Genomic DNA, 25,374 nt, shown 5'->3' with positions numbered 1-25,374 from the left:
TTAAATGAACAAACTCTTACTACCTATAGCTGTAGGTGTAGTCATTTCCAGTTTTGCTCACGCGCAAAACCAACCAACGCAAACCAAGAAACAAACCTTAGCTAACGAAAGTGGCAGCGATAACAAATACTTCGCAGATAGTGAAAGAGGTTGGTATTGGTATGAACAACTACCGCAAGATGAGAAAGAAAAGTTCCTAGAAAAACTAAAGCAAGAACAACCGCAACCTACACCCAAGCCAGCCAAAACCAAGCCAGAAGAACAGCCACTATCAAGCGCATGGTTTAGAGAGAATTTTCAAAAATATGCTGATGCCGCGATGAACAATCCATATGACCAGGAGGCAATGCGAACTTATCTGTATTTAGAAAAGTTTATGCGTGATCGCGCCGTTGCGTTTGGTATGGAACGACAAAAAGCGGTAATGGCTGAACCGTTCCTTGACCAAACCTCATCTCGCCCAATCGCTAACTTTGGGATGAAGACTATGAATGTACAAGCATCTCAAAATAAGCATGCGCTACTAGAGGAAATGGGTAACGAGTCCGGCTTATATTTCTTCTACCGTAGTGAAGATGTATTCAGTGAACAGCAAGCAGAGCTAGTGGCACAGTTACAGTCGGAATTTGGCTTCACTGTATTCCCTGTTTCAATGGATGGCACACCTCCACCAACCGTTCTTGGTGAAGCCTTTGAAGTCAACACAACACAAGCCCAATCACTAGGTATTCAAGTCCTACCCGCTACGTACCTGTTCAACCCAAAAACCAGAGCAATTGAACTAGTAGGTCAGGGGATGCACTCCATAACCGACCTAAAGGATCGCATTTTGTTTGCTGCATTGCGTTCAGGTCTGATTGACGAACAACAGTACCAATTAACCAAACCAAGCGGTCTGTATGTTGATCCAAATGGCTACGTAACCGGTGGACTTCAAGTTCCTGAGAATGCCCCACAAGAATTTCAAAAACTTTATCAACAAAGCTTATCAGCGCAATAAACAAGGAGATTACTGCAATGAAACTAAATCTATTAACGGGCAGCTTGTTTATGGTCAGCTTATTAAATACACCACTTGCTACTGCAAGCTTAGATGACCAAATGCGCGATACCTTCAATATGCTAACCAACACAACAGATCCTAATGCCTATAACACTGCTCGTCGAGGCGTGATATCCGGTGGTAGCTTGTTTATGAAAGCCCCTATCAAACGCTCAAACTTAGTATCTGCAACCGCGCCATCAGTATCCGCAGGGTGTGGTGGGATAAATCTGTATGGCGGTAGCTTCTCGTTCATTAACAAAGATGAATTTATTCAAACATTTCAGGCAATTGGCGCAAATGCTCTTGGATATGGTGTAAAACTGGCTTTGCAATCAGCGTGTCCAACCTGTGAACAGATCATGACTTCTCTGGAAAAAACAGCGCAGTTTGTCAACGACATGAATATTGATAGCTGCCAAGCGGCGCAAGGCATTGTTAATGCGGGAATAGACTTTGCGACAACGGCAAAAGCCGATACATCAGCGAAGACTCTCGGTGTCAACAGCGGTCAATGGGAAGACCTAAACGAAGCATGGGGATGGGCTAATGAAGCTGGTCGCTCTCCATCTAAAGTTTTGGCTACAGCTGATCCTACAACCACGAAAGAAAAAATCACTATCAATGCGACATGGAAAGCGATGAAGGAAAGCGAAGTTCATAGCCTATACGGTGGAGATGACGAGTTCCTAGAGTTACTTATGACCATGATTGGTACAGTAGTAATCAAAAACGGAAGTAGCGATCCAGAATCAGATCCTAAGCCTACGGTGTACCAGGGACGTACCATTAGACTAATCGACTTAATAGACGGTGGCACATTCAAAATTTATGACTGTGATACATCGGATAAAAACGGCTGTCTAAATGCACCGCTTGCACCATCTAAATCTGTCACTATCAAAGGGTTACGTGAGCGTGTATATGATGCCTTGCTTGGAAGCGATGGTGTCATTGTTGCCTACCAAAATGACACTGAGTGGAGTACTAACGCAAAACAAACTCTCAAGTTCCCAACGATGATTGGTCAGCTTTGTAATCAAAAAATCTACCAAGCCGCGGTTAACGGCACTGTGGCTACGGTTGGTACTTACATAGCCAATACCTGTGCGGAGCGTTTGGCTCTTGATCTCGCATACATGCAAGTAACGTCCTACATCCAAGTTACACAAGCTGCTCTTAAAAACCTTTTCACTACTGACAGTCAAGAATCAGCGAAAACGCAAGCTGAAAAGGTGCTCCTAGATAGCTCTAAGTACTATCTGGAAGAATATAACCTTCTATCTAAAGACTCTGATTTCCAAGATATCAAAGCGAAGCTTGATAGTGTCAACTTTGGTGAAGGTGAAACCAATACACTGACAGGTAAGTAATTATGGTTTGGAACATTGTAAGCTTTGGGGATGTGGTAACACTTCAAACCGTTTTTAACGCTGTTGGTGCAATATCGGCTAACTCAACTTACAAAGCAGCAGCGGCGGCTGTTGCTTTGTTAGTGTTCGTTATCGCTATGCTTTCTTCAGTGTCAGATGGAAAGCAGGAGTTACCCATACCACGACTACTAGCGGCGTTTTTCATATACGTGGCTGGATTCAATACATTAGGTACAGTCGGCATTGAGAATAGATATGATGGCACTACCACCACCATAGACAATATTCCTATTGCCATCGCTGTACCAGCTTCGCTAATCAGTAATATTGGGTTAGAGCTGGCTGAACTGACTGAAACCGCATTCGGCAGTACCAACCCGCAGGAACGTGTTACGGAGAGGGGCTATCTAAGCCCCTTAAAAGCATTGGCTGCATATAGAGATATCGCGTATAAGTCCTGTCCGGCAGGGGATGGTAACTCTGTATTATCCGGCTATAGATTTTGTCCTAGTTTCCACAATTACATGCGTGACTGTGCGATGGTTAAAGCAAAGCGAGATGGTTTGACTCGAACCATGAAAGAAGGGGACTTTTTTACCAACATTCAGTTCAATTCATCGTCATTCGCAACATTTCTAGTGCGCTCAAGCGGAGTTATAGAAGAACAATCCTGTAAGGACGCATATTCGAAAATTATCACTATGATCAACTCTGGTGATTTCGTCACCATGTATTCCCACTTCAACGAGAGAATGGGGGTACGTACTGGCGAGGACGTAGAGAGTGTGACTAGTGATGTCCTCGCTTCAATTGGCGCTGATGCTGCTATGAATCGTAATCTGATGAAAACGATGATGGCAAGCAAACTCGCTGAAGAAGGTGAGCTATCGTTCTACTACAAAAACAACGCTTCCGACTACGCAGAAAACCTACAAAGCTCCGTAGAACAGAGAAACTACGGCTGGATCATCCAAGGAGAGATGTGGGTACAAATCGTAAACAAGTTCATTGCCATAATGGAATGTTTGCTATACGCCCTCACACCGTTCATTGGATTGATGGCGCTATGTGGCTCTGTAGGCTCCAAGACGCTACTTCTATTCCTACAGATGCTTGCGGTCATTCAATTAATCCCGATGCTACTGGTTGTCGCTCAGAGTGTTGTTATGGGACAGATGGCTAGAGCAGTGACAGAGATAGGATTGCAATATGAAACTGGCTCAATTGAATGGATACAAGCAATATTTGAGCAAGCAAAAGATCTCTTAGGTTTAGGGGGAATGATTGCGGCTACTATCGTACCGGCTATGGCTATGTCGCTCGTTACCGGCTCTGGCATGGCGATGATGGGAGCAATGAAAGGTGCAGCAGCAACCGCTAAAGACACAGATGCCACACCAGAAATATCGAAACAGGGCGGCGCTATTGAAGATTGGGGATCATTAAACAGCGGTACTCGTGATGCGTATGGAAACACCATGACTCAGAGCGCGGAATCGCGTGTCGGCAACATTTCAAGAAATTTGGCGAACTCAAGTTCTGTATCAGATGCCCAAACTAGGATGCAAACAGCACAAGCGAATTACCAGCAAGCAGTCGAGAATGCCCTAACCAATTCGAACGGTAATGCTTTCAGCACTAACGAGATACTAAAGGCAGGTCAGTCTATTAATTCCGGCTCAAGCACCATGCAAAACTTCGCTGAGAAACACCTCACATCTCTTGCTGACTCATATGGTCTACAAGGACAAGAAAAGAATGACTTCATTCAGGCTATGTCTGCCGGACTCCAACTAGTTGGCACTGGTGGGAAAGCGGCTGAGCAATTTGCAGAATCTCTATCGTCAAATGTAGCCAAAGCATATCAAGACGCGACATCAGGTGAAAAGGGTATTGCCCTACAAGCTAAGTTCGATGAAGCGAAAAATGCAGCCTACGAAAATGGCGAGTCTGTTACCACAAATAACAGTGAAATGGACTCACGAGCAGAGAGAGTATCGCAAGCTAGACAAGAGGTAGAAGCCAGCACTGACCAATACCAAAATGCAGTGAGTGCTACAGATACAGCGTCAATCATGAACGACGACGTAAGAATGGGACTAGCCATGATTGGACAAGACGAGAATGCTCAACGTAGCCTCGATAAACAGATCAACGAAAACAGAGATAACCCTGAGTGGTTAAGAAGATTTTCTCAGAACTATCAGGAAATGGATGGTGGCGTAAATGGTACAGATTTAGACTCTGACAGCGCCAAACTAGCAGCGTTTATGGTAACGAATAACGAACTAGGAAATATGGAAGATAACCAAGCTGTTCTTAGTCAATATCACGGACAACAACCATCTACACCAGAAGAAATCAGAACTAATGGAGTCAATCCAAATATATCTGAAGGACTACCGAATAACCCAAAATATGGTGATTTGGATAGGCAACCAATTGTTGCTCCAACGCAAGGTGTAGTACCAGATAGTCTTAATGTCGATGAAAATGATCCGCTATCAGGAAATAGAGCTAACTTGATGGGTAATTTCACCAAGAATGCTAATGACGTTGAACAATTTGGGGATGACTTTTTCAACAGTGACCAATTTAAACAGTATCAAGGCAAAGTCGATGATATGAAGCAAAGGCTAGGAATTGACGATGATACCAATATTGTTCCTCTAGAACATACACAAGAGAATATAAAGGACTCAATTGCTAGCATGCTATCTGACGGTTTATTTGACGATATTTCACAGAAAGTTGGACGCGTTGCAAACCCAATATCTGAACAGGTAGATAATGCAAAAGAAGCCGTATCGAATGCATATAACACAATGAGAGCTGCCTTTTATGAATCACCAGTAGGACAAGCAGAGACAGAAGCGACTGAGGTTATTTCTGAAAAGTTCAATGCACTAAATGAATATTTGGACAGCAGTGAAGCGTTAGATAACCCACAGCAATTAAATGAAACAGTTAGTGGGTTTATTGATGATGTTAGTGGAGAAATGGCTAATCTATTCACATACGAAAATGAATCTAATACGCCAATTGTACCTAAAGAACCTGAACAATCTGAAGATGATAATCACACCTCAACATCACAGACTAGCGATAACGAAATTATTTCCCCTCTAGTTGATGAGAATGGAAACCAATCGGAGGAAAGTACTATAGGCGAAAATAGTTCACCTATAGTGAGTGATAATTTAAACTCTAACAACGAACCGTTTAGACAGGGCAATGATAGTGCGCCTGAATACAGTACCAATTATCCCCACTACGAAAAAATAGCAAATGACAGACAGGAAGAAATAGAAAAAGAAGAAAGGAGAGATGAAAATAGTAGAAATGAACTTGAAAGATTACAGTCAATAGATGACAACTATAATCCAGTAGGGGTCGATGACATACCTCGATAGAAAAGAAAAAACCTCGGATATTTCCGAGGTTTTTTTATAAGCTTTCATCATATTTGTTTTTAATAGTGTTAAAACCATCCTTATCTATAGTTGCATCACCTTTGAATTTCACATCAGGATAACTAGGACTAGAATTACCTAAGACTGAACCATAAACACATTGAATATCACCTTTAATGAGCTTATATATAATGTAGACAAAAAACGATATAGCAATACACGAAAACATAAACTAACTCCTAACGTCGAATTTTAATTGGCGCATCATCATAAGTGCCAACACTCTTATTAACAACCACACTCTTATCTACTTCAACAAAATATGCTCTATAAACAAGGTAACAACAAATACCTATAAAAGCGTCAAACAAACCAAATCCATAATTTATATATCCAAAAGAAAGAATTGCGAATATAATTATGAAAACGGTAATGTCCCCAATTTTCCATAATATGTTGATTGACCTGTCTTTCATAACCACCTCCATTTACTGATATAGTAACAAATAAATATAACTTCCAAAACATAGAGCGCATAAGAAAAAATAGAACAGCACCATAGTACAGTATTCATAATTAGAAATCACAAGATCGTTCACATAGAGCCAAAAACCTCCATAAAAGTCTTCACTTTGGCAAGCGATTTACCCTAGAGCCAAAAACCAGCTTTTTTGGCTCTGTATCTTATAGTGCCAAAAACCTACCTTTTTGGTTACTACATTTGTTATGGTATGATTTGATGAAATCAACTTATATCATAATCACTGGTATTGGAGATTACATGCAAGCGATAGTCGATGCTATCTACGAAGAAATAGATGGCTTGTATAAAAAGACAGAAGCGATTCAAGGTGTTTGGCGAAGGGCTATAGCAGAGAGAGAGTTCAATAGGGACTATTCAGATAAGAGAAACATTGAGTCAACAAATTATGAAATGCGAGTCGAGTTTGTAGGGTTTAGTTTCCGTGTTCGTTGGCATGAAGTTCGGTTTGTTAAGAATGGAAATAAAACTGTACGGTTAATAAAGTCTATTGCTGTACCTGAAAGCGGTAAATATAAGGCATCACAATTTGGTAAGGCTCAAGAATGGGAGCTTCTTCTTATAACAAGAATGGAAGATGCTCTATCAGAAATCCGTTACCAATTAAAGCATTTAGGCAAAGCTCATAATGCAGTCGTTTGGGCTTCCAAACGTTCTAAGCAAAAAATCAAGACAATAGAAATTAAACATCGTGTTGAGAAAACAAATCGTTCTATCAAAGCGATTAAAGAGTCATTGAAAAAATAGGATGTAGTTGATGGAAATAAAAGTGAGAACAATTGGCGAACATGATTTAACAGATGAAATGAATGCTTTAATGGATGCAATTGAAGCGAAAGAAGATGTTAAGGGATTCGCTTATGCTGGCTCAGGGAAAAGTACATTCCTAAGAGCTGTCGAGAAATATCAAAAAAATAAGATGGGCATTTACCTTTGCTATAACAAATCTCTTGAGCGTGAAGCTAGAAGTTTGTTTGTTGGCACTCATGTTCACATATATACATCTCACTCTTATGCTTTATCAACGTTCAGTAAGGAAGTAAAAACAGGCTTTTTAAGAAAAGTTAATTTGAAACCTAACATGAAAATGGTACTAGACCATTCAGAGTTCAATTTGGACAATCCATTATTCAATGCACTCGACATGAAAAAGAATTGGCGTGTATTAATTGATATCTGCGATTGTTTTATTCAGACCGCATCACTTGAACTAACAGAACTACATCTTACTGAGAAAGCTAAAAAACTAATCACCAGTAAAGTTAACAGCAAGGCAATAAAATCGAACCAAAAGCAAGTAGCTTTATTGTACTTGGTTAATCACGCTAACTTATTGCTAAAGTCAATGTTTGATACGAGCAATGAGTGTTATTGCTCACATGATGGATACGTTAAATATTGGCAGCTTTCAAAGCCAGTTATTAACTATGACTATGTTATGTTTGATGAGACACAGGATGCACCGCCAGTTCTTGTTAACGTAATAATGTCTCAAAAGATTCAGAAAATATTTGTCGGTGATAAATACCAAAATATCTATCAGTTCAAAGGCGGCGTTAATGCAATGACTGTGGTTCCGTGTGAGTCATTTCCATTATCTGTTTCATTTCGATATGGACAAGATTTAGCAGACTTAGCCAGCAAGATATTAAAACACTACGATACTAGCGTAAAAATTACGGGTCGAGGGTTTGACACGGAGATTATAAAAGGCTCCGACTATGATGACTCTGACAATATGTTGTACATTGCACACACCAATATTCACTTATTGGATATTCTGATTGATTGCTATAAATCTAAGATTCCAACGGTGTTTGTTACGGACAACAAAGCCAGCTTTACATTAATGAAAGCAGAGTCCATTTTGAACATTTCACAAAATGGTGAAGGTATAGGCTTTTATAAAAAGTACGACAACATTGACAAGCTAATTGCCGAACAGCGCGATTTGGAAACAAAGGTAATTATCGAGTGGTTTAAAGAAGACCGTGAAAAGTTCATGGATCTAATAATGGCATTAAGATGGACGCTAGATATTATTCCTGACAAAGCGTTTGTGAAATTATGCACCGCACATGGAAGTAAAGGCTTGGAATCTGATGTGGTGATGTTGGCTGATGACTTTAGTGCCGTTGAAGCTGCGTTCGGTGATGGACAGCCACTTGCTGAAGATGAATTGAATCTGATTTATGTTGCTGTGACCAGGGCGAAGAAGAAGCTCATTTTGTCTGATACGCTTTACGATGCTTTGAATAAGAACCTAGCATTCACACTCAAGCGCCATAAACCCGCGAAGTGTATGTCTGACAACCTCATTCCAGAGTCTTACCAAGTGAAGGGCAAAAAAGCCAAATCAAAACCTAAGCAGCCAGTCAAACCGGCACAGTCAGCAGAAAGTAACCTCGCTGCAGAAACTCACAGCGTCCAACCGGAACAATCAAATTCAAACCTCGCAGCTTCTAACAATCCAGCTTCGGATAGCGAGAACCAGGCTAAGAGCACTAAGCCTGAAAAGTCCTCTCCTTTGGTCAGCTCATCAAAGAGTGCGCCGAGCAAGGAAATGGCTATCGTGGTGGGGCAATCAAAGGAAACTGGTGAAGATATGCTTTGGTGTCCAACGGATACCAGTTTGTACTTAAACCCTAACCTTGCTGTCGCCGGTACAATGGGAACCGGTAAGACGCAGACGGTGAAAAGTATCGTCACACAGCTTCGAAGACAGAAAGAGCTCAACACCGGTGGCGAGTCACTTGGCATCCTTATCTTTGATTACAAGTCTGACTACGTTGATGATGAGTTCGTTAACGCAACAGGTGCAACCGTGTTAGAGGCGAACAATCTACCGATTAACCCGTTTGCTTTACACTCAGACCACCGCTTAGCGTTAATGAACAATGCGAAGGTCTTCATCTCCACATTGAGCAAAGTTTTCCGTTTGGGAGTAAAGCAGGAGCAAATGCTAAAGAACTGCATCCTCGCTGCCTACGAGAACAAAAACATAGACAATGGTGATGTAAGTACCTATAGCCACACTCCACCGACTCTGAGGGACGTCATCGCAGTCTATAATGGTCAGCGTAAGATTCCTCAAGACTCCCTTACCTCTGCGCTTTCTGACTTGTATGACTTCGAGATATTTGAGAGCAACGGAAGAAAGTGTAAAACGCTCTATGATCTCCTTGATGGGAATGTTGTGGTCGTGACATTGGGTGGTATTGATCCAAACTTACAAAATCTCATCGTTGCGGTACTTTTAGACCAGTTCTACACACAAATGCATCTAGCCCCAAAACCAAGCCCAATTGGTCAGAATCGAGCGTTGAAAAAACTAGTGCTCGTAGACGAGGCGGACAACTTCATGGCGAATAATTTTCCGAGCTTGCGAAAAATACTCAAAGAAGGGCGTGAGTTTGGGGTAGGGTGCCTATTGTCAACTCAGGGACTGGACCACTTCCAAACTAGTGAGAATAGCTATAGCGATTACATGACAGCGTGGATAGCTCACCGCCTCAACAACCCAAAGAGCAAAGATGTTGAGCAACTTCTAAACACCAAAACGAAACAGGAGCTTGAAAACCAGTTAAACATGGTTCGAGAGTTAGAGAAACACCACTCTCTTTTCGTTGATGGCAAAAAACATGTTACTCATCAACGTTCAACAATGTTTTGGAAATTGATTCAAAATTGTTAAGCTTATCAACGAGGAGTATCCAATCAGGGACACTCCTCTTTTTTAAAAGGAATAAAAATTTGAAGAAAGTAAAACTTTCCGTAGCTGCTAGCATTCTAGCAGTGAGCCTATCAGGTTGCAGTACGCAACTGCCCGTAAAACCAGTCACACAGCACTATTCATTTGGTCCCGAGCAAAGTGCAAAGCACACTGTGACGTTTGAGTATCAAAACCTCGCTAGTGCTCCAGAATACCAGAACTACGAGATCACGCTAAATCTTGACTCTCTGCCACAGCAAGTTGAGTTTGACTTGTGCCAATTCGTCGAAGCATCAAACAACTGCAAGAGCACTATCAAGGTTTGGGAAGAGAGCGATAGTAGAGTGTGGATTGACTATCAGATGATCGTTCCTACGGAACTCAAACAACTAAAAGGAACTGATATTTTAGCGGTTGATACCAAAGGACTCGTTGGACGTAGTGCCGGAGAGTGGGGTGAGGAATTACCATCTGGTAAAACAACGGTTTATCAAGATGGTGAGCAAAATGTTACTTATCACCTGACTATTCTAACGAACTAACCTGGTAATAAAAACGAAGGGAGCTGATTGGCTCCCTTTTTTAATGCCAGTTATTGGCTAACCTATATCACTCCGATTCAGTTAGTCTCTGAAGCACTCAAATAGGTATATTAAGCCTTTGATAACAAAGGATGGGTTCAATTTAAAAACTAAGACCACGTTTTTTAACACCTTGCCGAGCAAGGCTTTTACATTGTCAAAATCCATCGAATATTCCTTCTAAATTTCGATTTTCGATTTGCCAATCCGGTCACTGGTGATCTATAGTCTCGATTGTTCGGTGTCGAGATATGATACCAGTAGTTAGTTTCGAGTAGCTCCAACTACTCTAGATTGACTCCTATTATAAACCCTGCTTTTTTGCGGGGTTTATTCGTTTTAGGCTCAAATATACAGTGCAACCAAAACCCGTAATTGGTGTTTCTATTGCCACTACATCTAGTAGCCCTTAACCTTGCGATTTACAAGATAGTGCGATTGAAAAGATTGTTCAAGGTACATATTTGGGTTGACTTGTGGATAAGTAACCAAATGAAAAATATCAGTAAGTGACTACTTACTGATTGCGAAAGGACGGACTTGACTAGGTAAAATCACAGGTTTGAGTTCGGTTTAGAAATAACCGTACAGAAAAAAATTTTCCTTGATCTTTGGGCATTTTCCTTTGCGAACAAATGGATTTGCCAAAATGTCACTCAGACCACGAAAAATAACGCATTAGGTACTTTACACGACAGACTTGTTATTCAAGAGAATTGGGGGGAAGTACACAGGGATTCTATATTTTGTTTCGGTAACACACTTCCCATGAGCGATTTAGCTTAAGAAATTACAATGCTCAAGTAATGTGAAGCTCTTGCCAATGACAAAGCCACAAACAAAGTCATAGGACCAGAAATGCCTGCTAGTTCGAACTGAACAATATCGGGTGTCCATCCTTTAACAGAACATAAATTCCTCCGTTCAACCATGCGCCCACAACATAATGGTCGCTAGGAATTTGATTCCAGTCTCGCAGACCGTCTTCATCAAATGTATAGCCTGTCAAGTTAACTATTTTAACTCGTTTCAAATTACCAATTGGGACAATATTGGCAGCACCTAAATAGGGATAGTAAGCAAGCTCCCCATTCTTGAGCTTTACGGCAACATTGTTACCAATAACTGATTGTCCAAAGAGAACGCCATGCTCACTAAGCACTATCGAACCATAGTGGTATCGGTGTCGGATAACTAACATTTCCATCATAAAAAACTGTACAAAAATACAGTATATAGATTAGCCAATAGGCTGTGCAACCTCAGTATGCCTACGAAACAAGGAGCTTTTATCACAAACACTCATTTAGGAAACCAAGAGCACAACCGTATTCTTCTAGTGATTGGGACAATAAGCCCATACCGAAAAAACAGAACTCCATCACAAGGAATCCAACATGTTAGAAACGCTAATCATTGGTCAGCCCTATCCAAATACGATACCGGTTTATGACGGAGCCATAGCTGAGTTCCTGCGTCCAACCTACAACAGATTGTTCATAGGTCTACCATCTATGACGAATGAAGAATGGGTAACTCTGTCTGAAGGGCGTGTGAGCGCCAAAATATATGTAGATAGAGACTCATCTGCGATGATGCTCGTATTCTCATTTGAGCGCGGCGGCTTTCAATTAAATTTCGACTGTCCGTATGACGCATCAATAGTTGGTGACATACAACTGCCTGAAGTCCTTAACAACTCAAAACGACTTGCCATTGAAATTGTGATAGTTGATACCGAAACACTTGTCCTTAAAAGTCTGAGGTTCATCACAATGTCTGAAGAACTTACCTCAGCGTTTCTTGGTCAAGTAGAAAAGCAATTATCTAGGGAATTTAATGCTTCAGAAGCAAATCATTGGATTGATAAACAACGTATGTTGTTTTCAGCGAATGAACTCGCAGCGTTACCCTTTCCCAAGTTTAGGTTAGCCTGAAACCTAGTTAAACCGGCTAACGCTCAAATGAAAATCTAGACAATATGAGAACCAAAAAGACATTAAAACTTGCCAGCTATTTAGTTGGAGCTTGCTGCTGTCTAACCATCAGTGCAGGGCTAACATTTGATATTGTGTGTGTTCCATACGCTTCGCTTGATGAATCATTAATGATATTTTTTGTATTCGTAGTTTCGTTGATACTCATGGTGAAACAAAAACAATAGTGAACCCAAAAAAAGGTGCAGTGATGGATGAGTATGACTTGTTTGATGTAACAGGCGAGACAAGGTTCTGAGTCCCCATTAAAGTCGGGAGACATTGACCAAAACAGAAATGATATCCGTATCCCCTTCAAACACCACCTGATAGTTTGGAAAGCGAGAATGGCTGATATCGTTTAAGTATCTAAATTAGTCAGTGGTAAAACAACATGAATTACGACAACGATGAGAACATATTTGGAAAAGCTTTGACGGTATATCCTGGCAAAGAGTCAACGCAAGATGCTCTCCAAGAACTGCATAGCAAGCTTGTTAAATCTGGTTTGACAAATACTGAGGCTGACCAAAAAGTTAAGGTAGTATCCACGGCATTGAAAGACAACGCGATTATAGCTCAGCTTCTAGCAATATCCGTAGATTCGAAATCAGTGTCACCGCTTGGTGACTTAACACAGCTAGCATTCGAGTTAGCTCATCAAATACGAAACCGTTTACCGTTAGAGAAACAAGAAGAACTCGACTCACACTTGAATACACTCAAAAGCTCATAACGGCAGTTATTATAAAAAAAGCGTCCATTGGACGCTTTTTTTATGCCGCTAGCAGCTCTAATTGACAGACTACTACACCAAGTTCATTTTTAATCAGCCAACTCTTGTTGCTCAGCAGAGAAACATAAACACTCGAACATGCCCACGTTCTATCACTACTTCTTCTTTCGTAATACTCCATTGCAAGCTCACACCTATAAAGCTCAGTAAGCTCAAAGCTGTCAAACTTCAATGTAACGTCTTCCGATTTCAACAATCTATGACCGTCAACATCCTCAATCAAAATTGCCCAAAACTCTCTCACTTATAACTAATAAGCTAACTGCTTATTCCCAATGAATTAATATAGATCCCAAACAACATCGTTGCAGATTCAGTGGTAGTGTCACTTAAACTCAAGTACATAACTGTAATCACTGCAATTGATGTAGTTATACCGCAATGATTCAATCATACCTCGCTCACTTTCCTAAACGGACATTAGGTACACTTAACATTGTTAAGTTAAGAAAAATAGAAAAGTATTTTATTGTTTATTTTATAACCCTATGATCTTACCTTTGTTTACCTTTAGAGACTTATGATCACCTCTAAGATCTTCTATATACCTATAAGGCACGAAAAATAAGCGCAAGATTATGATTATCAATGGTTTTTTCGGTTGTTCGTGTATTTCTTTTTGGTGTTTTTGTATTTGATTTTGTGCGGAATGATCATTTTTTTGTGTTGAACGATCATTTTTTTGTGATAGGTAGATTTAATTTTGTGATCTTTCGACTTTTTTTTGTGGCTACTTGAATTTATTTTTGTGGCAAATCACAGGTTAATAACAATTTATACACAGGTTGTTGTATATGGTCATGAGGTACAAGCTTCACTAAAAGCATACATATATTTGTACAGCTTAACTTTTTTTTGTGTTTGAGTGCTTAAAATTTGTGAAGCTATGCTGGTTTTTAGGTGGTTTTAACTTATTTTTGTGCTGTTTGTATTTAATTTTGTGGTGATTGAACTGAGTTTTGTGGTCGTGTACTTTGTTTTGTGGTCATGTACTTTATTTTGTGGCGGGTCTATTCGGAGAGTTCATTTACAACTTGAGGTTTAGGAAATCCAAAGGCAAATGGTATAATGCATTAAAATGTTTAAAATCAACACTTTATATTACTTGTTGCATAGAAGGGTATGTTCTTTACGAGAATGCTGCTACTAACAACTCGTGATATGCCCCCCATTGTAAACTGAGTTTTGTGCTAGTTTTTACTTAGCCTTGTGCTAGTATGAACTGAGTTTTGTGTCTATTGGACCGAGTGTTGTGGTGAAACAACAAATTTAAGTACACGTATGACGGAAATGAATATAGAGCTGGTTACTGAAGACCACTTAGATTATCACTTTAAAACGCATGGGTTAATTTATGCGTCAACTAGTCTTACATGCCGAATGATGGACATGTTCGCTTTAATGCTAACCCATATGAAAGAAAGTGACTGGAACAAGAATAACGACCAACATTTTGTTCCTGAATACAGGTTCAACACGAGTCAGTTAACTCAATGGTTTGATATTGATGTTAAGTACCTGGCTACTGCCCTGAAGAACCCCGCGAAGTCTCTTGGCGAGAAACAAATAGGGATTGAAGATGACAAGGGTTCGTTCGCGTACTATCCGCTTTTAGCTAAAGTCACTTATGCTGATGGAACGCTTACAATTAAACCTAACGGCGAACTTAGACAGCTATACATCATCAACTCTCACAAAAACGGTCACGCCAAAATTGATAACAAGATATTTAAGAAGCTTACAAACCCTAACACCAAAAGAGTTTTTGAGTTTTTGTGCCGTTACCGTTCCAATCAGACTGAAATGTATTTCATTTCGGTGGATAAGCTTCAGGTACTATTTGGTGTTAAAACCGACAAGGGCAAAGTGCTCAAGAAAACATACATGAGGCATAGTGCCTTTATTAGTCGGATTATTGCCCCTGCACTTGCGGATATTGCTACGAATCCAATCGCTAAAGATAAGTTAGAAATCATCACTAAGGACGGACTACAAGGGTATGAGGTTGAGCCAACCAGTGATGGCGGTTGTAAAATTCGATTTTTGGTCAAGTGGAAGAACCAACTCAGCATTAAGGAAGCTGAAGCTTGTTACAGCAAAATATCTTCTTTGATGAAACAGAAGCAAGATATTGAATCTGAAGGTGGTGATGTTTTACCAACACTGCGTGAGATTCATAGTTTGTTTTTACGACTTGGCAATGAAGGACATGCTGAAGTTCTGGAAGATGAAATAAATAAACTTGTTGAGAGCAATAGGATTCCAGATGAACCTAATGAAGAAGAACTGAAGCTAGCTGAAAAACGCCGTGAGGTAGACAACCTGTTTGAACAAATGTTCTTAAAGAAATAACTTAGCCAAACCAAGCAAGGCTCCCCTACCTTGCTTGGTTGATAAACTTTTCATAGTCACTATGCTGGCTGAAGATATGTATGCTTTCACCGGTCTTTACCAACCTTTCGTACTTGCCCAAGCTCAGAGTTTTATAGCCGTACCGACTTGATACACGAAACCTTACTGCTCCTTCGCTAAGCATTCTTAGTGCTTTCTCTGTCTTCTTTCTCAGTTTGTCGGGTGCGTTCTTAGGATAAATAATGTTCATGCCGGTCAAATCCTCTGTTTAATTCATAACCTTATAGTTTCAAAGTATCACCCCATTAGATCTTTCCTAAACTCATAATTTTTATTCAATAAGAAAATAGCTTATTACATATTGTTTTTGATTCTTGTAGGAAAATGAACCAAAAAATGCAAAATGAACTTGTTAAAGGTTCAATTTGCATGTAGTCTGGTTTTAACTTAAAGGACATACTCAACAGGATTAATAACGAATGAACTTCAAAGAAAAAGCTACCGACCTGGGAACCAGAATGTTTCATGAAAACGTATCGCTTAAAGAAGAACTGTTAGAACAGTCAGCGATTCGTTTTAAAGATGACCTTTTGGAAAATGGTGTAACGCGCCTAGTCCATAACCATGCTGTCAACAAAACTACTCTAGGTGTCGATATTCTTGGTTTATCGAAAAACACGTATAACAAACGAATTGCACAGTTGATTGAAGAAGGTGTTATTGATGAACCCTACTTCTACAATAGAAGCCACATGTTTACACTAGAGCAAGTGCATGCCGTAATGAACCACTTTGGCTTTGAAAAGTTCTCTGATAATCATGATTCAACAGTTGTGTTAGTCAGCAACTACAAAGGTGGTACGGGTAAAACCACGACGAACACATCACTTGCTGTTAAAACGGCGCTAGACCTTAATCTGAATGCTCGTGTTCTTATTATTGACCTCGATCCTCAAGGCAGTGCGCGAGGTATCATTAACGTAGAGGATGAGAGTGAGGAAGTTTTCATCACACTATCTGACTTGCTTCGCTCACTATTTAAAGAGTTTGATTCTCAAGAGTTTGTAAATGAAGCAACTGAATTCCAAGAAGCAGGACATAGCTTTGAGGATGTGGTTCTAGCGGCACCATTCTCGACACATTTACCAAACCTCGATGTCATGACAGCTTTCCCAACAGACGAGCAGTTTACAAAACTTTACTGGTCACTGGACAAAGAAAAGCGTGTTGAATTGCTAACAGCGTTTGCCAACAAAGTTGTGCCAATTCTGAAATCACAATACGACATCATTTATTTAGACCTACCACCTCAAAATAGCCCTATTACTTGGTCAGCTATTGAAGCTGCCGATATGATCCTGTCTCCTGTAACGCCAAGAACTTACGACTACGTTAGTACAATGTCTTACCTTCTAACTATGTCTGAGCAATTAGAGGATTTGCCATCTCAAGGTGACAACGTGAAGTGGTTCAAAATCTTGCCGGTAAACTACAATGAGGCGAATAAGCAAGAGCGTAAGACTTATGACCGACTTCTAAGAACGGTGGGAAGCGATATGATCACAAAGGCGATTAAGCATAGCCCGTTCTTCCATGAAGCTGCTGACAAGAATCGTACTATCTATGACATCATTCGTTCTGAAAGTACATGTACTGATATTCAATACTATGATGCAATCAATTCTGTGAACGAGGTATACAATACGTTTATCTCTGATTTGAAAGCGTTAACAAGTAAGAACAATAAGTAGGTAAATCAATGATGAAAAAAGGCAAGAGCTTGTTGACTGGCAGCGCCAAGTCACGCACTAGTAGCCTAACCAGCTCTCAGACTCGAACATATTTAAATGGGGCGGTAACGGCTAAGCGTGTTGTCATCCCTGCATCTGAAGTTGAGTCCAAAACAGATATTCACCCTCTCAACCCACGTAACCAGGAAGCACTTACGTTAGACGCTGTCAGAGACATTTTTCCGTCTATCTGTGAGAACGGCGTTAACCAGGAGGGTGTTGCTGTTAGATGCCCTACCACTGGCAAGCTATTGCTTCTAGATGCAAGTCGTCGTCGTTTTTCGTGTATCAATGGTGGTGTTGATTTACCACTGTGGGAGTTACAGGAAGATGTTAGGGACGATCAAATGCTTGGTATCATCAATGATAGCCAAGAGGTTAAGCGTTGGTCTTACCCTGAACATGCAAGGTATCTTTTGACCATAGCGGAACGTAAAGGTATTGATGTTGAAAATACTAAGGTTGAAGACTTAGCAGCAGCACTTTCAATCGGTAGGGAGTCACTACGTAAGCGACTCGAAGCGAATAATGTTGAGCTTTCAATGCGCAAAGTATTTGTGGATTTTGAGGGTATACCAAATAGTTTCTACAGCAAGCTTGCTAAATACCAAAGAGCACTAATTAAAGCGGGTAAAGAAATTGACAAATCAATGGCAGAGTTCAAAAAGAACCTGACTGATTTAAGCTATGACGTTTCTGAAAGCCAAAGGGAAACCTTAGATCTACTAGAATCGTTCGTCGTAGAAAATACTACCGGTAAGCCTAAAAAAGCTACATGGGAGACAAATAAGCTGGCTGAGTTTGAGGACAAAAACGCTTACGCAAAAGTAAGTCGCAGTGCTGATAGAAACATGGTGAAATTCGAGTTCTCTCGCATTGGTTCTGAAAAGATGAACAAGATTGATGCATACATCAAACGTGTTTTATCTGGTGATGAGTAAAAACAACCTTTCATCACAGTGATACTTGAGGCTATATATAACAAGGGGTTGGGCGATTATTTTAAGTAAAACAATGGGGGTTGTCACAGCAAAACAATGGGGGTTGTCACAGCAATAGTGTTGACGGATAGGTGATTAGCTTAGAGCAAGTGAAAGACCAAATCCCGTAACAACAAACGCGACAATAATCCCTACCTCCAACATTATGCTATTGATAATCGCTGACCAAGTAATCGCTTGTTTAAATACTCTGTTCAGCATCAGTTTATAAAGGAATAGGTAGAGCCAAGCTAATAGCAGATATATTGAGAGTGAAAGTAGCACCCAATGAATTGCATTCGTAATAACACCCACTCTGAATATTTCTATGAGCAGTATGGCAAGGAAGCCAAAGATTAAGCCAAATGGAAATTTCAACAATCCCCGACTCGCAACTACTTTGATTCGGGTTGTCCATGACGCTTTAGGTAGCAGGTAGCAAACGGAAGCGAAAGCGGGTATGGCTCCGAAAAAAATAAAGTAGAAAAACCACTCCATCCTATGCCTTTTTCTTTGGAACTAAAACGTTAATGATAGTCTGGATATAGTTAGCAACCAAATCAATGCGAACACTATGAGAGCAACGTTATACAAAAACTCAGGCTTGGAGCAGCAAGTAGAACGATTTACAGATGAGTGTGACCTTGAGCTTGCACTTGAAAATGTTATGGGGCGATTTCCAAAAGCAAAATTGATTGTCGATGGGAATCATTTTAAATGGGTTCAGGTGGGAGATAACCGCATTTTGATTAGTCGGTAACAATTGAAATGAAAAGGCTCTTGAAGGTGCGAACTTCAAGAGCCGGATGGTTAAACCATCGAGCCAGAACTATTAATGGGATTAGTAATAATGGCTGAGAAAATAATAACAGCTTTTCAAACCGGAAAGCCAGTCAAAATTGAGAGCATGAGTTGGGCTGACTTTCTTTCTATGCTTGACCAAATAGGAAGTTCACATCAAACAACACTACGGGAGCAATAAGCCGATGCAAGAAAGAATCACTAAGTTTCTAAGTGTCTATGCGATGACTGGTTTAATTGGGGTTGCCTTCTTTGAACCGACACTCAAACACTATGCATCAATTATACTCAACATTACTGGCTAGACGTACTGGTAAAAACAATAAGGGCAAGCTGAAATTGGCTTGCCCTTTCTTTATCTTAACTTTGTTAAGGTGACTTCCCTACTCCACCTCTCCGATAATCTCTGACATTGCATCATGAGGAATAATGTCAACTGCTTCATAGTGAACCTGATTTCCATAGCATGAGCGAACAAACGCAGCAGGAGCCATTCTGTACCCCAATCGGGACAGAATGAAAGAATAAAAGCTTAACTGCAATTGATCTGAAAATGTTGGGGATGCATGGGACTTGGTATCTACGAGAAAGTACGTTCCATCGTACTGATACATCTGGTCTATGCGTCCATATAGATTTAAGTCTCTGAACAAGCACGCAATGTTTTCTTCTGACTTTGCCAAGGTAGCCAAGCGCACAACAGAGGGCATGTTTTCATTGGTTAGCCAAGAATCTACGTTTTGTGGTTGTGGAACTGACTGAAGTTGATATTTGCTTACGGCAATATGGTGAGCGTAATGCTCAATAATGCCCTTAATTCGTGGTGAGATAGAACGGTGCGTACCCCAAGTTACGAATTGACTAGCAGAAAATGGATAAGTCGTTGTTGCAGTACGCATATCACTCTCTTGGATTTAGGAAACTTATACCGCCAATGTACCATTTAGAAGTGATTTCCAAAGTTTAGAGGTCTATGAAAATATGGTTGTTCTAAGAAAAATAGGTGGTATCTCGCCTTGCTTTTGGAGTGTATGAAAACATGCTTAAACGTTGGTTCAAGAAGCTAGTTTGGCAAGCTGATAAGCAAGCATTTGTAGACTCAAAGCGCGAGATGTATGGTTTAAGTAACCTCGATGACGATGCCATAGGATATCCTCCAAATCCAATAGGCATTCCGGTGGTTCAGCCTCATGTGTTACTTGAGCGTATGCAGGGGCAAATTAACGCGATCAGAAACGAAATCGGCGTTAGTAAAGAAGTCTTTAACGAATATATCTATCCGGTATTTGAAAGCTTCATTCGTTATGCAGACTTACTTCCCGCTTCGGAGTACAAACATCACGCCACTGGCGGCGGTTTAGTCTCGCATTCACTAGACGTTGCGCACCGTTCTATGAGAGCTGCGCAGATGACACATTTTCCAGTTACCGTTGGTAGTTTGACTGAAACACAGCAAAGTAATATCCAGTGGCGCACAGGGACAATACTTGCGGGGCTTTTGCATGATGCCGGTAAGATACTAGCAGATGTACAAGTTCACGATGGTAATGCGAAAACTTCAGAACGAGTTATTTGGGATGCTCAAAGCGGTACGACGATCCATGCTTGGGCTGCTGAACATCAGATAGAACGGTACTTCATTACATGGAACCGCGATAGGCATATGAAGCATCAAAATGCTTCATTGGTGATGATGGAGCGTTTGATTCCTGCCAAAACGTGGTCATGGTTAGAGAAGTGCTATGACGGTAAGCATATTCACTCAATGATGTTGGCAAGTGTCGGCAAAACAAACATGTCTCATCCGATGCCGCAAATTATTGCCGAAGCGGATAGCGCCTCCACGAAAGCTGATATGTTCTCTCGCAACTCTCACATTACAAAAGAGATCAAGCGAGTCCCGCTTTCAGAATTACTTTGCGACCTGATTCGTCATTACATCCTCATTGGAAAATGGAAGGTAAATGAGAAGTCGGCGTACCTGTGGTTTGTTGAAGAACAATTGTATGTAATTTGGAATAACGCTGTCCCTGAATTGGTCGAAGAAATGGTAAATGCAGGGTATAACATTCCGTCCGTCCCTGAAGTTCTAGCCCGAATCATGGTTGAAGAAGGACAAGTTACGAGTAATGGTGATGAACTGTATTTTGACATCTACCCTGAAATACTCGGTGATGCTAAGAAACCGGTGAAGGTTAAGGGTCTGAAGTTTCGTAATGTCCAACGTTTAGTTCTTGAGCCGGAAAAGCTCTACTCACTCAAGGAACACTCAAAGCGCCCGAAAGTAGCGAAGCCTGTACAAGAAAAGGTTGATGAGCCACAACCAAAAGAGCAAGTTGTACCGGATAGCGAGATTATTGAAGAAATATTTGATGAGCCAACTGATTACACTGTTAGTGGCAATATGCATAAACAAAAGACGCATGAAACCAGTAAAGAAACATTGGGGCGTGTGCTCAAAAATATTAGTAAATCTCTCACTCTAAAGGCTGTTGAAAGAAAACCGTCAGCACCGGTATCGAAACAGAAGCATGATGCACCAAAGGAAATTGAAGTTCCGAGTTATACCAAACAACACGAATCTGAATTTGTAGATGCAGATAGTTCAAGTAATACACCGGATGAAGCGACCGATAATGTGTCAACTGAACACTCCGAGTTAAACGAACAACCTGAACTATCCACTAACGAGAGTCCATCTATCGTTAGTTTTACTACTCCAATAGCCCAATTCATTGCCAAGCACTACGACTATGAAGTTCAAGAACAGCGTATTCAAGTTCCAAATGACGCAGTGATGGATATTGTCATGAAAGCAGAGTTAGAGCTTAAAAATGTCTCGATGCTTGATCTGTTTGATTCACCGGAGATTGTAATCAATGACTGATAGTACGAACCCGACCAAATACAACTTCCCTTACAGAACGAACTACGAAGCTTACTTGATCGCTACGTGGCTGATTGCCGCAATGGTTCTATTTTGTCTGCCTTATGTTTTTGAAGTACCCAAGCAAACGTATTGGTATGCGGCACTTGCTTGTATTGTCATTGGTGTTGTCACCGGTCATAAAGCTTTCGAAATTCATATTAGAAAGAAAAGACTAAAAGGGTATCCATTGGAGTTTATAGATCCAAGTAGCACTAAAACACTGAAGATGTTTGGTATAGATGGAGAGGTGATCGAGCGTGTCCAACGAAACAGTAAAAAATAGCTTATTCCTGGGGTGGGGATCTTCTGTAGGTTACAACGAGGCTCAATTAATCTACGACATTACCAAACGTGAAATGGATGACATCATTGGTAAGCAAAATGTCACGGAAGGAAGTGGATATATACATGGTATCTTGGAAAAAGAAGAAGATATCCGATTTATGTTCAAGTGGGCTGATTTACACACTCTTATCACGGGAGCTTCTGGCTCTGGTAAAACCCGCTTCTTCGATCTTGTCCTTACTCAGCTTATCTTGAGGAAAGAATGCTGTATTTTTCTAGATCCGAAGGGTGATAAGGACATTAGAGCTATTGCTGAACGAACATGTGCAGCGATGGGGGAGCCTGATAGATACCTCATGTGGCATCCTGCCTATCCAAGAGACACAATTAGGCTTAACCCTCTAAAGAATTTTTCTCGTTCTTCTGAGTTGGCTGCAAGGGTAACAGCACTTATACCGGAAGATGGAGACTCATTCTATCGAGATATTGCCAACACCGTATTGCAGTATTTGATCGACGCCATGCACTTAATTAACGAACAAGTTACGCTCACGGCAATTCGTTACTACTACGAACACTTTGGCTTACTTATTGAAAAGGCGGTAGTTGCGTGGTGTGAAGCTAATCGAGTCGATTGGAAAGATAAGCTTTACTCGAAATTGGAATCGTCAACGAACGAAGAAGTGAGAGCGTTACTTTGTGTTGATTACTACCGAAACAGAGTTGCTTCCAAGTTCACAAATGCAACCATTGAATCAATGGCGAGTATGTACATCGACAAGCGAAGAACGTTGGAGCAATCAACGGGCAACCTGTTGGCTAACCTTTCTAAAGTCACTAATGGTGAGCTGGCAGAAATGCTATCTCCAACCAACCTAGATGATTCTCGCGGAGTATTCGACATGAAAAATATCATCGCTGACAACAAGGTGCTGATCATTGGTACGGATTCACTTTCGGATAGATTGGTTTCGAGCGCAATAGGGAAAATGATTCTTGCTGATGCGGCTGCTGTAGCTTCGGATCGCTACAACTACGGTGATGAAGATGACAAAGTCATTAATCTATTTGTAGATGAAGCGAGTGAAATGCTGTGTGAACCGTTAATACAAATGGTCAACAAAGCTCGTGGCGCAAGGTTCCGTTTATGGATAGCGACACAGACTGTCTCTGATTTTGAAGCTGAATTGGGTAGTAAGGCAAAGGCTGATCAAATAATTGCATCAACGAATAATTTCATAAGCTTTCGATGTGCTGACGTTCCTACTCAAGAGCGAGTCTTAGCACAGGTTCCAAAAACAAGAGTTCGATATGTGATGCGAACACAGGGCTTTAATGCTTCCAACGATGAGTTGGATGGGTTAGGAGCGAACATTGGTGAGCGTTTAATGGAAGAAGAAGCTGACATGTTTCCAATGCAACTAATGGGACAGCTCCCTAACTTGGAGTATGTTGCCTCGTTTGTTGGGGGGAACCTCAAAAAAGGTCGTGTACCTATTCTAGCGAAACCAAGGAAGTAATATGGCAAAGGACAAGAAAGATACAGGGCTTATTATTACGCTAATTTTTACTCTGGTAATGCCGATATTATTAATTGCGACACTCTTTTTACCTTCTGTTGTTGAGTCCAGTATGCAGCAAGAGTTGGAAAATATGTCTCTTTTTGTCGGTACTGATGAGGCAATTGAAATTTATGAATCTGTGTCATATCTGTCGGACTCGCTACTAGTGGATTCGGGCTTTATACAATGGTGCCGAGAAGTGCTGCTGCCAGTCGAGTATTTGAAAGGACAAGATATCAATGACAGGCTGTTCTTCAATACTGGATTTTGGAAAAGTGTAGATCAGGCTATTTGGGGCTTGGCGCTCAACTTGGATTTCGTTCTACTCAGACTGTGGGGGTTGAAAATCTGGATCGCGGCAATGATTGTCTTTACCGTTGCATCAATGATGAGTGGATATTGGATACGAGAGATTAAGAAGCATGGCTTTGAATACTCATCACCAATGAGGCATGGCATTAGTAGGCGAGTTCTGTACTCATTACCGCTGGTTGCACTGTTCTACATTACAGTTCCCCTGGCACTTCCAGTTTATTTTGTACCGATAGCTTGCGCTGTCTACTCAATGTCGGTCATGACAATTGTAGCGAACACAATCAAGCGAGTGTAGCAGTAGTTAATTAAGGGGTCGGAGAGTGTAAGTTTGATGCCTCCGATCCCCTGTTTTCCCTATGCTTTATTCAATATTCAACTCTTAGTCTATTCTTGATCTGTAGAGTACCGCTTTTCGAAGTGTAGATGGCGTGGAAATGAAGTGACTAGCTCTACTCACTCCACACATGAGGGGCATACTCTTACAATGTGCAATTCCGCCGAATAGGCGGCGTGTGGCTTCATGGCTTAGTTGCTTGCAGCGCTAGGAGTCACATTATGTGATCTGTCAGAACCTCCGCCGAATAGGCGGCTAAACCACTGCCGAATAGGTAGCTGACAATAGTAAAACACGATCACATGTTCCAACTACTGCCGAATAGGCAGAGAAACAATAGAAGCCCGTCTATTATTGGCGGGCTTTCTATATCTAAATCTACTTTTTCGCTTTCCCATAAAGCTAACAACACCAATATCCTGATCACTGATTTCTTTCCTTATTGCTGTTAGCGTGTGTGTTTAATCTATTCAGAGGCAAAAATACATGAGTTGTCGGTGGACAACAAAGATCGATACCATGAGGGGTTAGTGTAGGAAAAGCATCTTACACACGTAAAGAAATCTGGAAAATAATCAATCACTGTCCATAC

At 40.8% G+C, this 25,374-nt stretch carries 20 protein-coding genes; 16 read left to right on the top strand and 4 right to left on the bottom strand.

Annotated elements, in window-relative coordinates; translation table 11 throughout:
- The first annotated feature begins 4 nt into the window (after positions 1 to 4).
- From traF to R7P80_RS26640, 3 genes are read left to right on the top strand one after another with little or no spacing between them, the layout of a single operon-like run.
- Positions 5 to 1,000, top strand: coding sequence for a conjugal transfer protein TraF (gene traF, locus R7P80_RS26650; RefSeq protein ID WP_225492084.1), 996 nt, complete (start codon positions 5 to 7; stop codon positions 998 to 1,000).
- A gap of 17 nt (positions 1,001 to 1,017) precedes the next feature.
- The gene (locus R7P80_RS26645) at positions 1,018 to 2,415 is read left to right on the top strand and encodes a conjugal transfer protein TraH (protein ID WP_118121293.1); all 1,398 of its coding nucleotides are present in this window, start codon (positions 1,018 to 1,020) and stop codon (positions 2,413 to 2,415) included.
- Between the two features lie 2 nt (positions 2,416 to 2,417).
- Positions 2,418 to 5,828: a conjugal transfer protein TraG N-terminal domain-containing protein gene (locus R7P80_RS26640; RefSeq protein WP_225492087.1), complete on the top strand. Its 3,411-nt coding sequence runs from the start codon at positions 2,418 to 2,420 to the stop codon at positions 5,826 to 5,828.
- Positions 5,829 to 6,067: 239 nt separating this feature from the next.
- Here the strand turns inward: R7P80_RS26640 and R7P80_RS26635 are convergent, their stop codons facing one another.
- Positions 6,068 to 6,304 carry a hypothetical protein gene (locus tag R7P80_RS26635; protein ID WP_140134545.1) on the bottom strand — a complete coding sequence of 79 codons (237 nt, stop codon included), beginning with the start codon at positions 6,302 to 6,304 and terminating at the stop codon, positions 6,068 to 6,070.
- Between the two features lie 305 nt (positions 6,305 to 6,609).
- Here R7P80_RS26635 and mobI point away from each other — a divergent pair, with 305 nt between their 5' ends.
- From mobI to R7P80_RS26620, 3 genes are read left to right on the top strand one after another with little or no spacing between them, the layout of a single operon-like run.
- Positions 6,610 to 7,116 carry a conjugative transfer protein MobI(A/C) gene (gene mobI / locus R7P80_RS26630; protein ID WP_140134543.1) on the top strand — a complete coding sequence of 169 codons (507 nt, stop codon included), beginning with the start codon at positions 6,610 to 6,612 and terminating at the stop codon, positions 7,114 to 7,116.
- A gap of 10 nt (positions 7,117 to 7,126) precedes the next feature.
- Positions 7,127 to 10,063 (top strand): helicase HerA domain-containing protein, encoded by a 2,937-nt coding sequence (locus tag R7P80_RS26625; RefSeq protein WP_225492089.1) that lies wholly within the window; start codon positions 7,127 to 7,129, stop codon positions 10,061 to 10,063.
- A 59-nt stretch (positions 10,064 to 10,122) separates the two neighbouring features.
- Positions 10,123 to 10,623, top strand: coding sequence for a hypothetical protein (locus R7P80_RS26620; protein ID WP_140134539.1), 501 nt, complete (start codon positions 10,123 to 10,125; stop codon positions 10,621 to 10,623).
- Between the two features lie 904 nt (positions 10,624 to 11,527).
- Here the strand turns inward: R7P80_RS26620 and R7P80_RS26615 are convergent.
- Positions 11,528 to 11,872, bottom strand: a complete 345-nt coding sequence (locus tag R7P80_RS26615; RefSeq protein WP_225492091.1) for a hypothetical protein — start codon at positions 11,870 to 11,872, stop codon at positions 11,528 to 11,530.
- A 187-nt stretch (positions 11,873 to 12,059) separates the two neighbouring features.
- Here R7P80_RS26615 and R7P80_RS26610 point away from each other — a divergent pair, with 187 nt between their 5' ends.
- The 3 genes from R7P80_RS26610 to R7P80_RS26600 all read left to right on the top strand — a co-directional run bounded on the left by R7P80_RS26610 (position 12,060) and on the right by R7P80_RS26600 (position 15,786).
- The gene (locus R7P80_RS26610; protein WP_140134537.1) at positions 12,060 to 12,599 is read left to right on the top strand and encodes a hypothetical protein; all 540 of its coding nucleotides are present in this window, start codon (positions 12,060 to 12,062) and stop codon (positions 12,597 to 12,599) included.
- Between the two features lie 433 nt (positions 12,600 to 13,032).
- Positions 13,033 to 13,374, top strand: coding sequence for a hypothetical protein (locus R7P80_RS26605; protein ID WP_118121310.1), 342 nt, complete (start codon positions 13,033 to 13,035; stop codon positions 13,372 to 13,374).
- Positions 13,375 to 14,715: 1,341 nt separating this feature from the next.
- On the top strand, positions 14,716 to 15,786 hold the full coding sequence (locus R7P80_RS26600) for a replication initiation protein (RefSeq protein ID WP_025624500.1): 1,071 nt from the start codon (positions 14,716 to 14,718) through the stop codon (positions 15,784 to 15,786).
- Between the two features lie 25 nt (positions 15,787 to 15,811).
- On the opposite strand, the gene R7P80_RS26595 is transcribed toward R7P80_RS26600, so the two are convergent.
- Positions 15,812 to 16,036, bottom strand: a complete 225-nt coding sequence (locus R7P80_RS26595) for a hypothetical protein (protein WP_025624501.1) — start codon at positions 16,034 to 16,036, stop codon at positions 15,812 to 15,814.
- 268 nt (positions 16,037 to 16,304) lie between these two features.
- On the opposite strand from R7P80_RS26595, the gene R7P80_RS26590 reads away from it, so the two are divergent.
- The 3 genes from R7P80_RS26590 to R7P80_RS26580 all read left to right on the top strand — a co-directional run bounded on the left by R7P80_RS26590 (position 16,305) and on the right by R7P80_RS26580 (position 19,316).
- The gene (locus R7P80_RS26590; RefSeq protein WP_158297105.1) at positions 16,305 to 17,537 is read left to right on the top strand and encodes a ParA family protein; all 1,233 of its coding nucleotides are present in this window, start codon (positions 16,305 to 16,307) and stop codon (positions 17,535 to 17,537) included.
- Between the two features lie 8 nt (positions 17,538 to 17,545).
- Positions 17,546 to 18,517 carry a ParB family protein gene (locus R7P80_RS26585; protein WP_140134535.1) on the top strand — a complete coding sequence of 324 codons (972 nt, stop codon included), beginning with the start codon at positions 17,546 to 17,548 and terminating at the stop codon, positions 18,515 to 18,517.
- Positions 18,518 to 19,130: 613 nt separating this feature from the next.
- Positions 19,131 to 19,316: a hypothetical protein gene (locus R7P80_RS26580; protein WP_118121315.1), complete on the top strand. Its 186-nt coding sequence runs from the start codon at positions 19,131 to 19,133 to the stop codon at positions 19,314 to 19,316.
- Positions 19,317 to 19,740: 424 nt separating this feature from the next.
- Here R7P80_RS26580 and R7P80_RS26575 read toward each other — a convergent pair whose 3' ends face one another.
- Positions 19,741 to 20,256: a hypothetical protein gene (locus R7P80_RS26575; protein ID WP_140134533.1), complete on the bottom strand. Its 516-nt coding sequence runs from the start codon at positions 20,254 to 20,256 to the stop codon at positions 19,741 to 19,743.
- Between the two features lie 140 nt (positions 20,257 to 20,396).
- Here R7P80_RS26575 and mobH point away from each other — a divergent pair, with 140 nt between their 5' ends.
- Genes mobH through R7P80_RS26555 form a run of 4 tightly spaced genes read left to right on the top strand, consistent with a single transcriptional unit; the run spans position 20,397 to position 24,743 of the window.
- The gene (gene mobH / locus R7P80_RS26570; RefSeq protein WP_140134531.1) at positions 20,397 to 22,244 is read left to right on the top strand and encodes a MobH family relaxase; all 1,848 of its coding nucleotides are present in this window, start codon (positions 20,397 to 20,399) and stop codon (positions 22,242 to 22,244) included.
- A complete protein-coding gene (locus R7P80_RS26565) occupies positions 22,237 to 22,569 on the top strand; it encodes a hypothetical protein (protein ID WP_140134529.1) in 333 nt (110 codons plus the stop codon). The genes mobH and R7P80_RS26565 overlap by 8 nt, the downstream gene beginning before the upstream one ends.
- Positions 22,544 to 24,091 (top strand): conjugative transfer system coupling protein TraD, encoded by a 1,548-nt coding sequence (gene traD / locus R7P80_RS26560; RefSeq protein ID WP_025624834.1) that lies wholly within the window; start codon positions 22,544 to 22,546, stop codon positions 24,089 to 24,091. Before R7P80_RS26565 ends, traD begins: the two co-directional genes overlap by 26 nt.
- Position 24,092: 1 nt before the next feature.
- Complete coding sequence (locus tag R7P80_RS26555; RefSeq protein WP_140134527.1) at positions 24,093 to 24,743, top strand: DUF4400 domain-containing protein; 651 nt, start codon at positions 24,093 to 24,095, stop codon at positions 24,741 to 24,743.
- Positions 24,744 to 25,374 lie beyond the last annotated feature (631 nt).

This window comes from Vibrio sp. 2092, from assembly GCF_033339635.1.
GTDB classification, from domain to species: Bacteria; Pseudomonadota; Gammaproteobacteria; order Enterobacterales; family Vibrionaceae; genus Vibrio; species Vibrio alginolyticus.
This window is presented reverse-complemented; position numbering and strand designations above follow the sequence as displayed.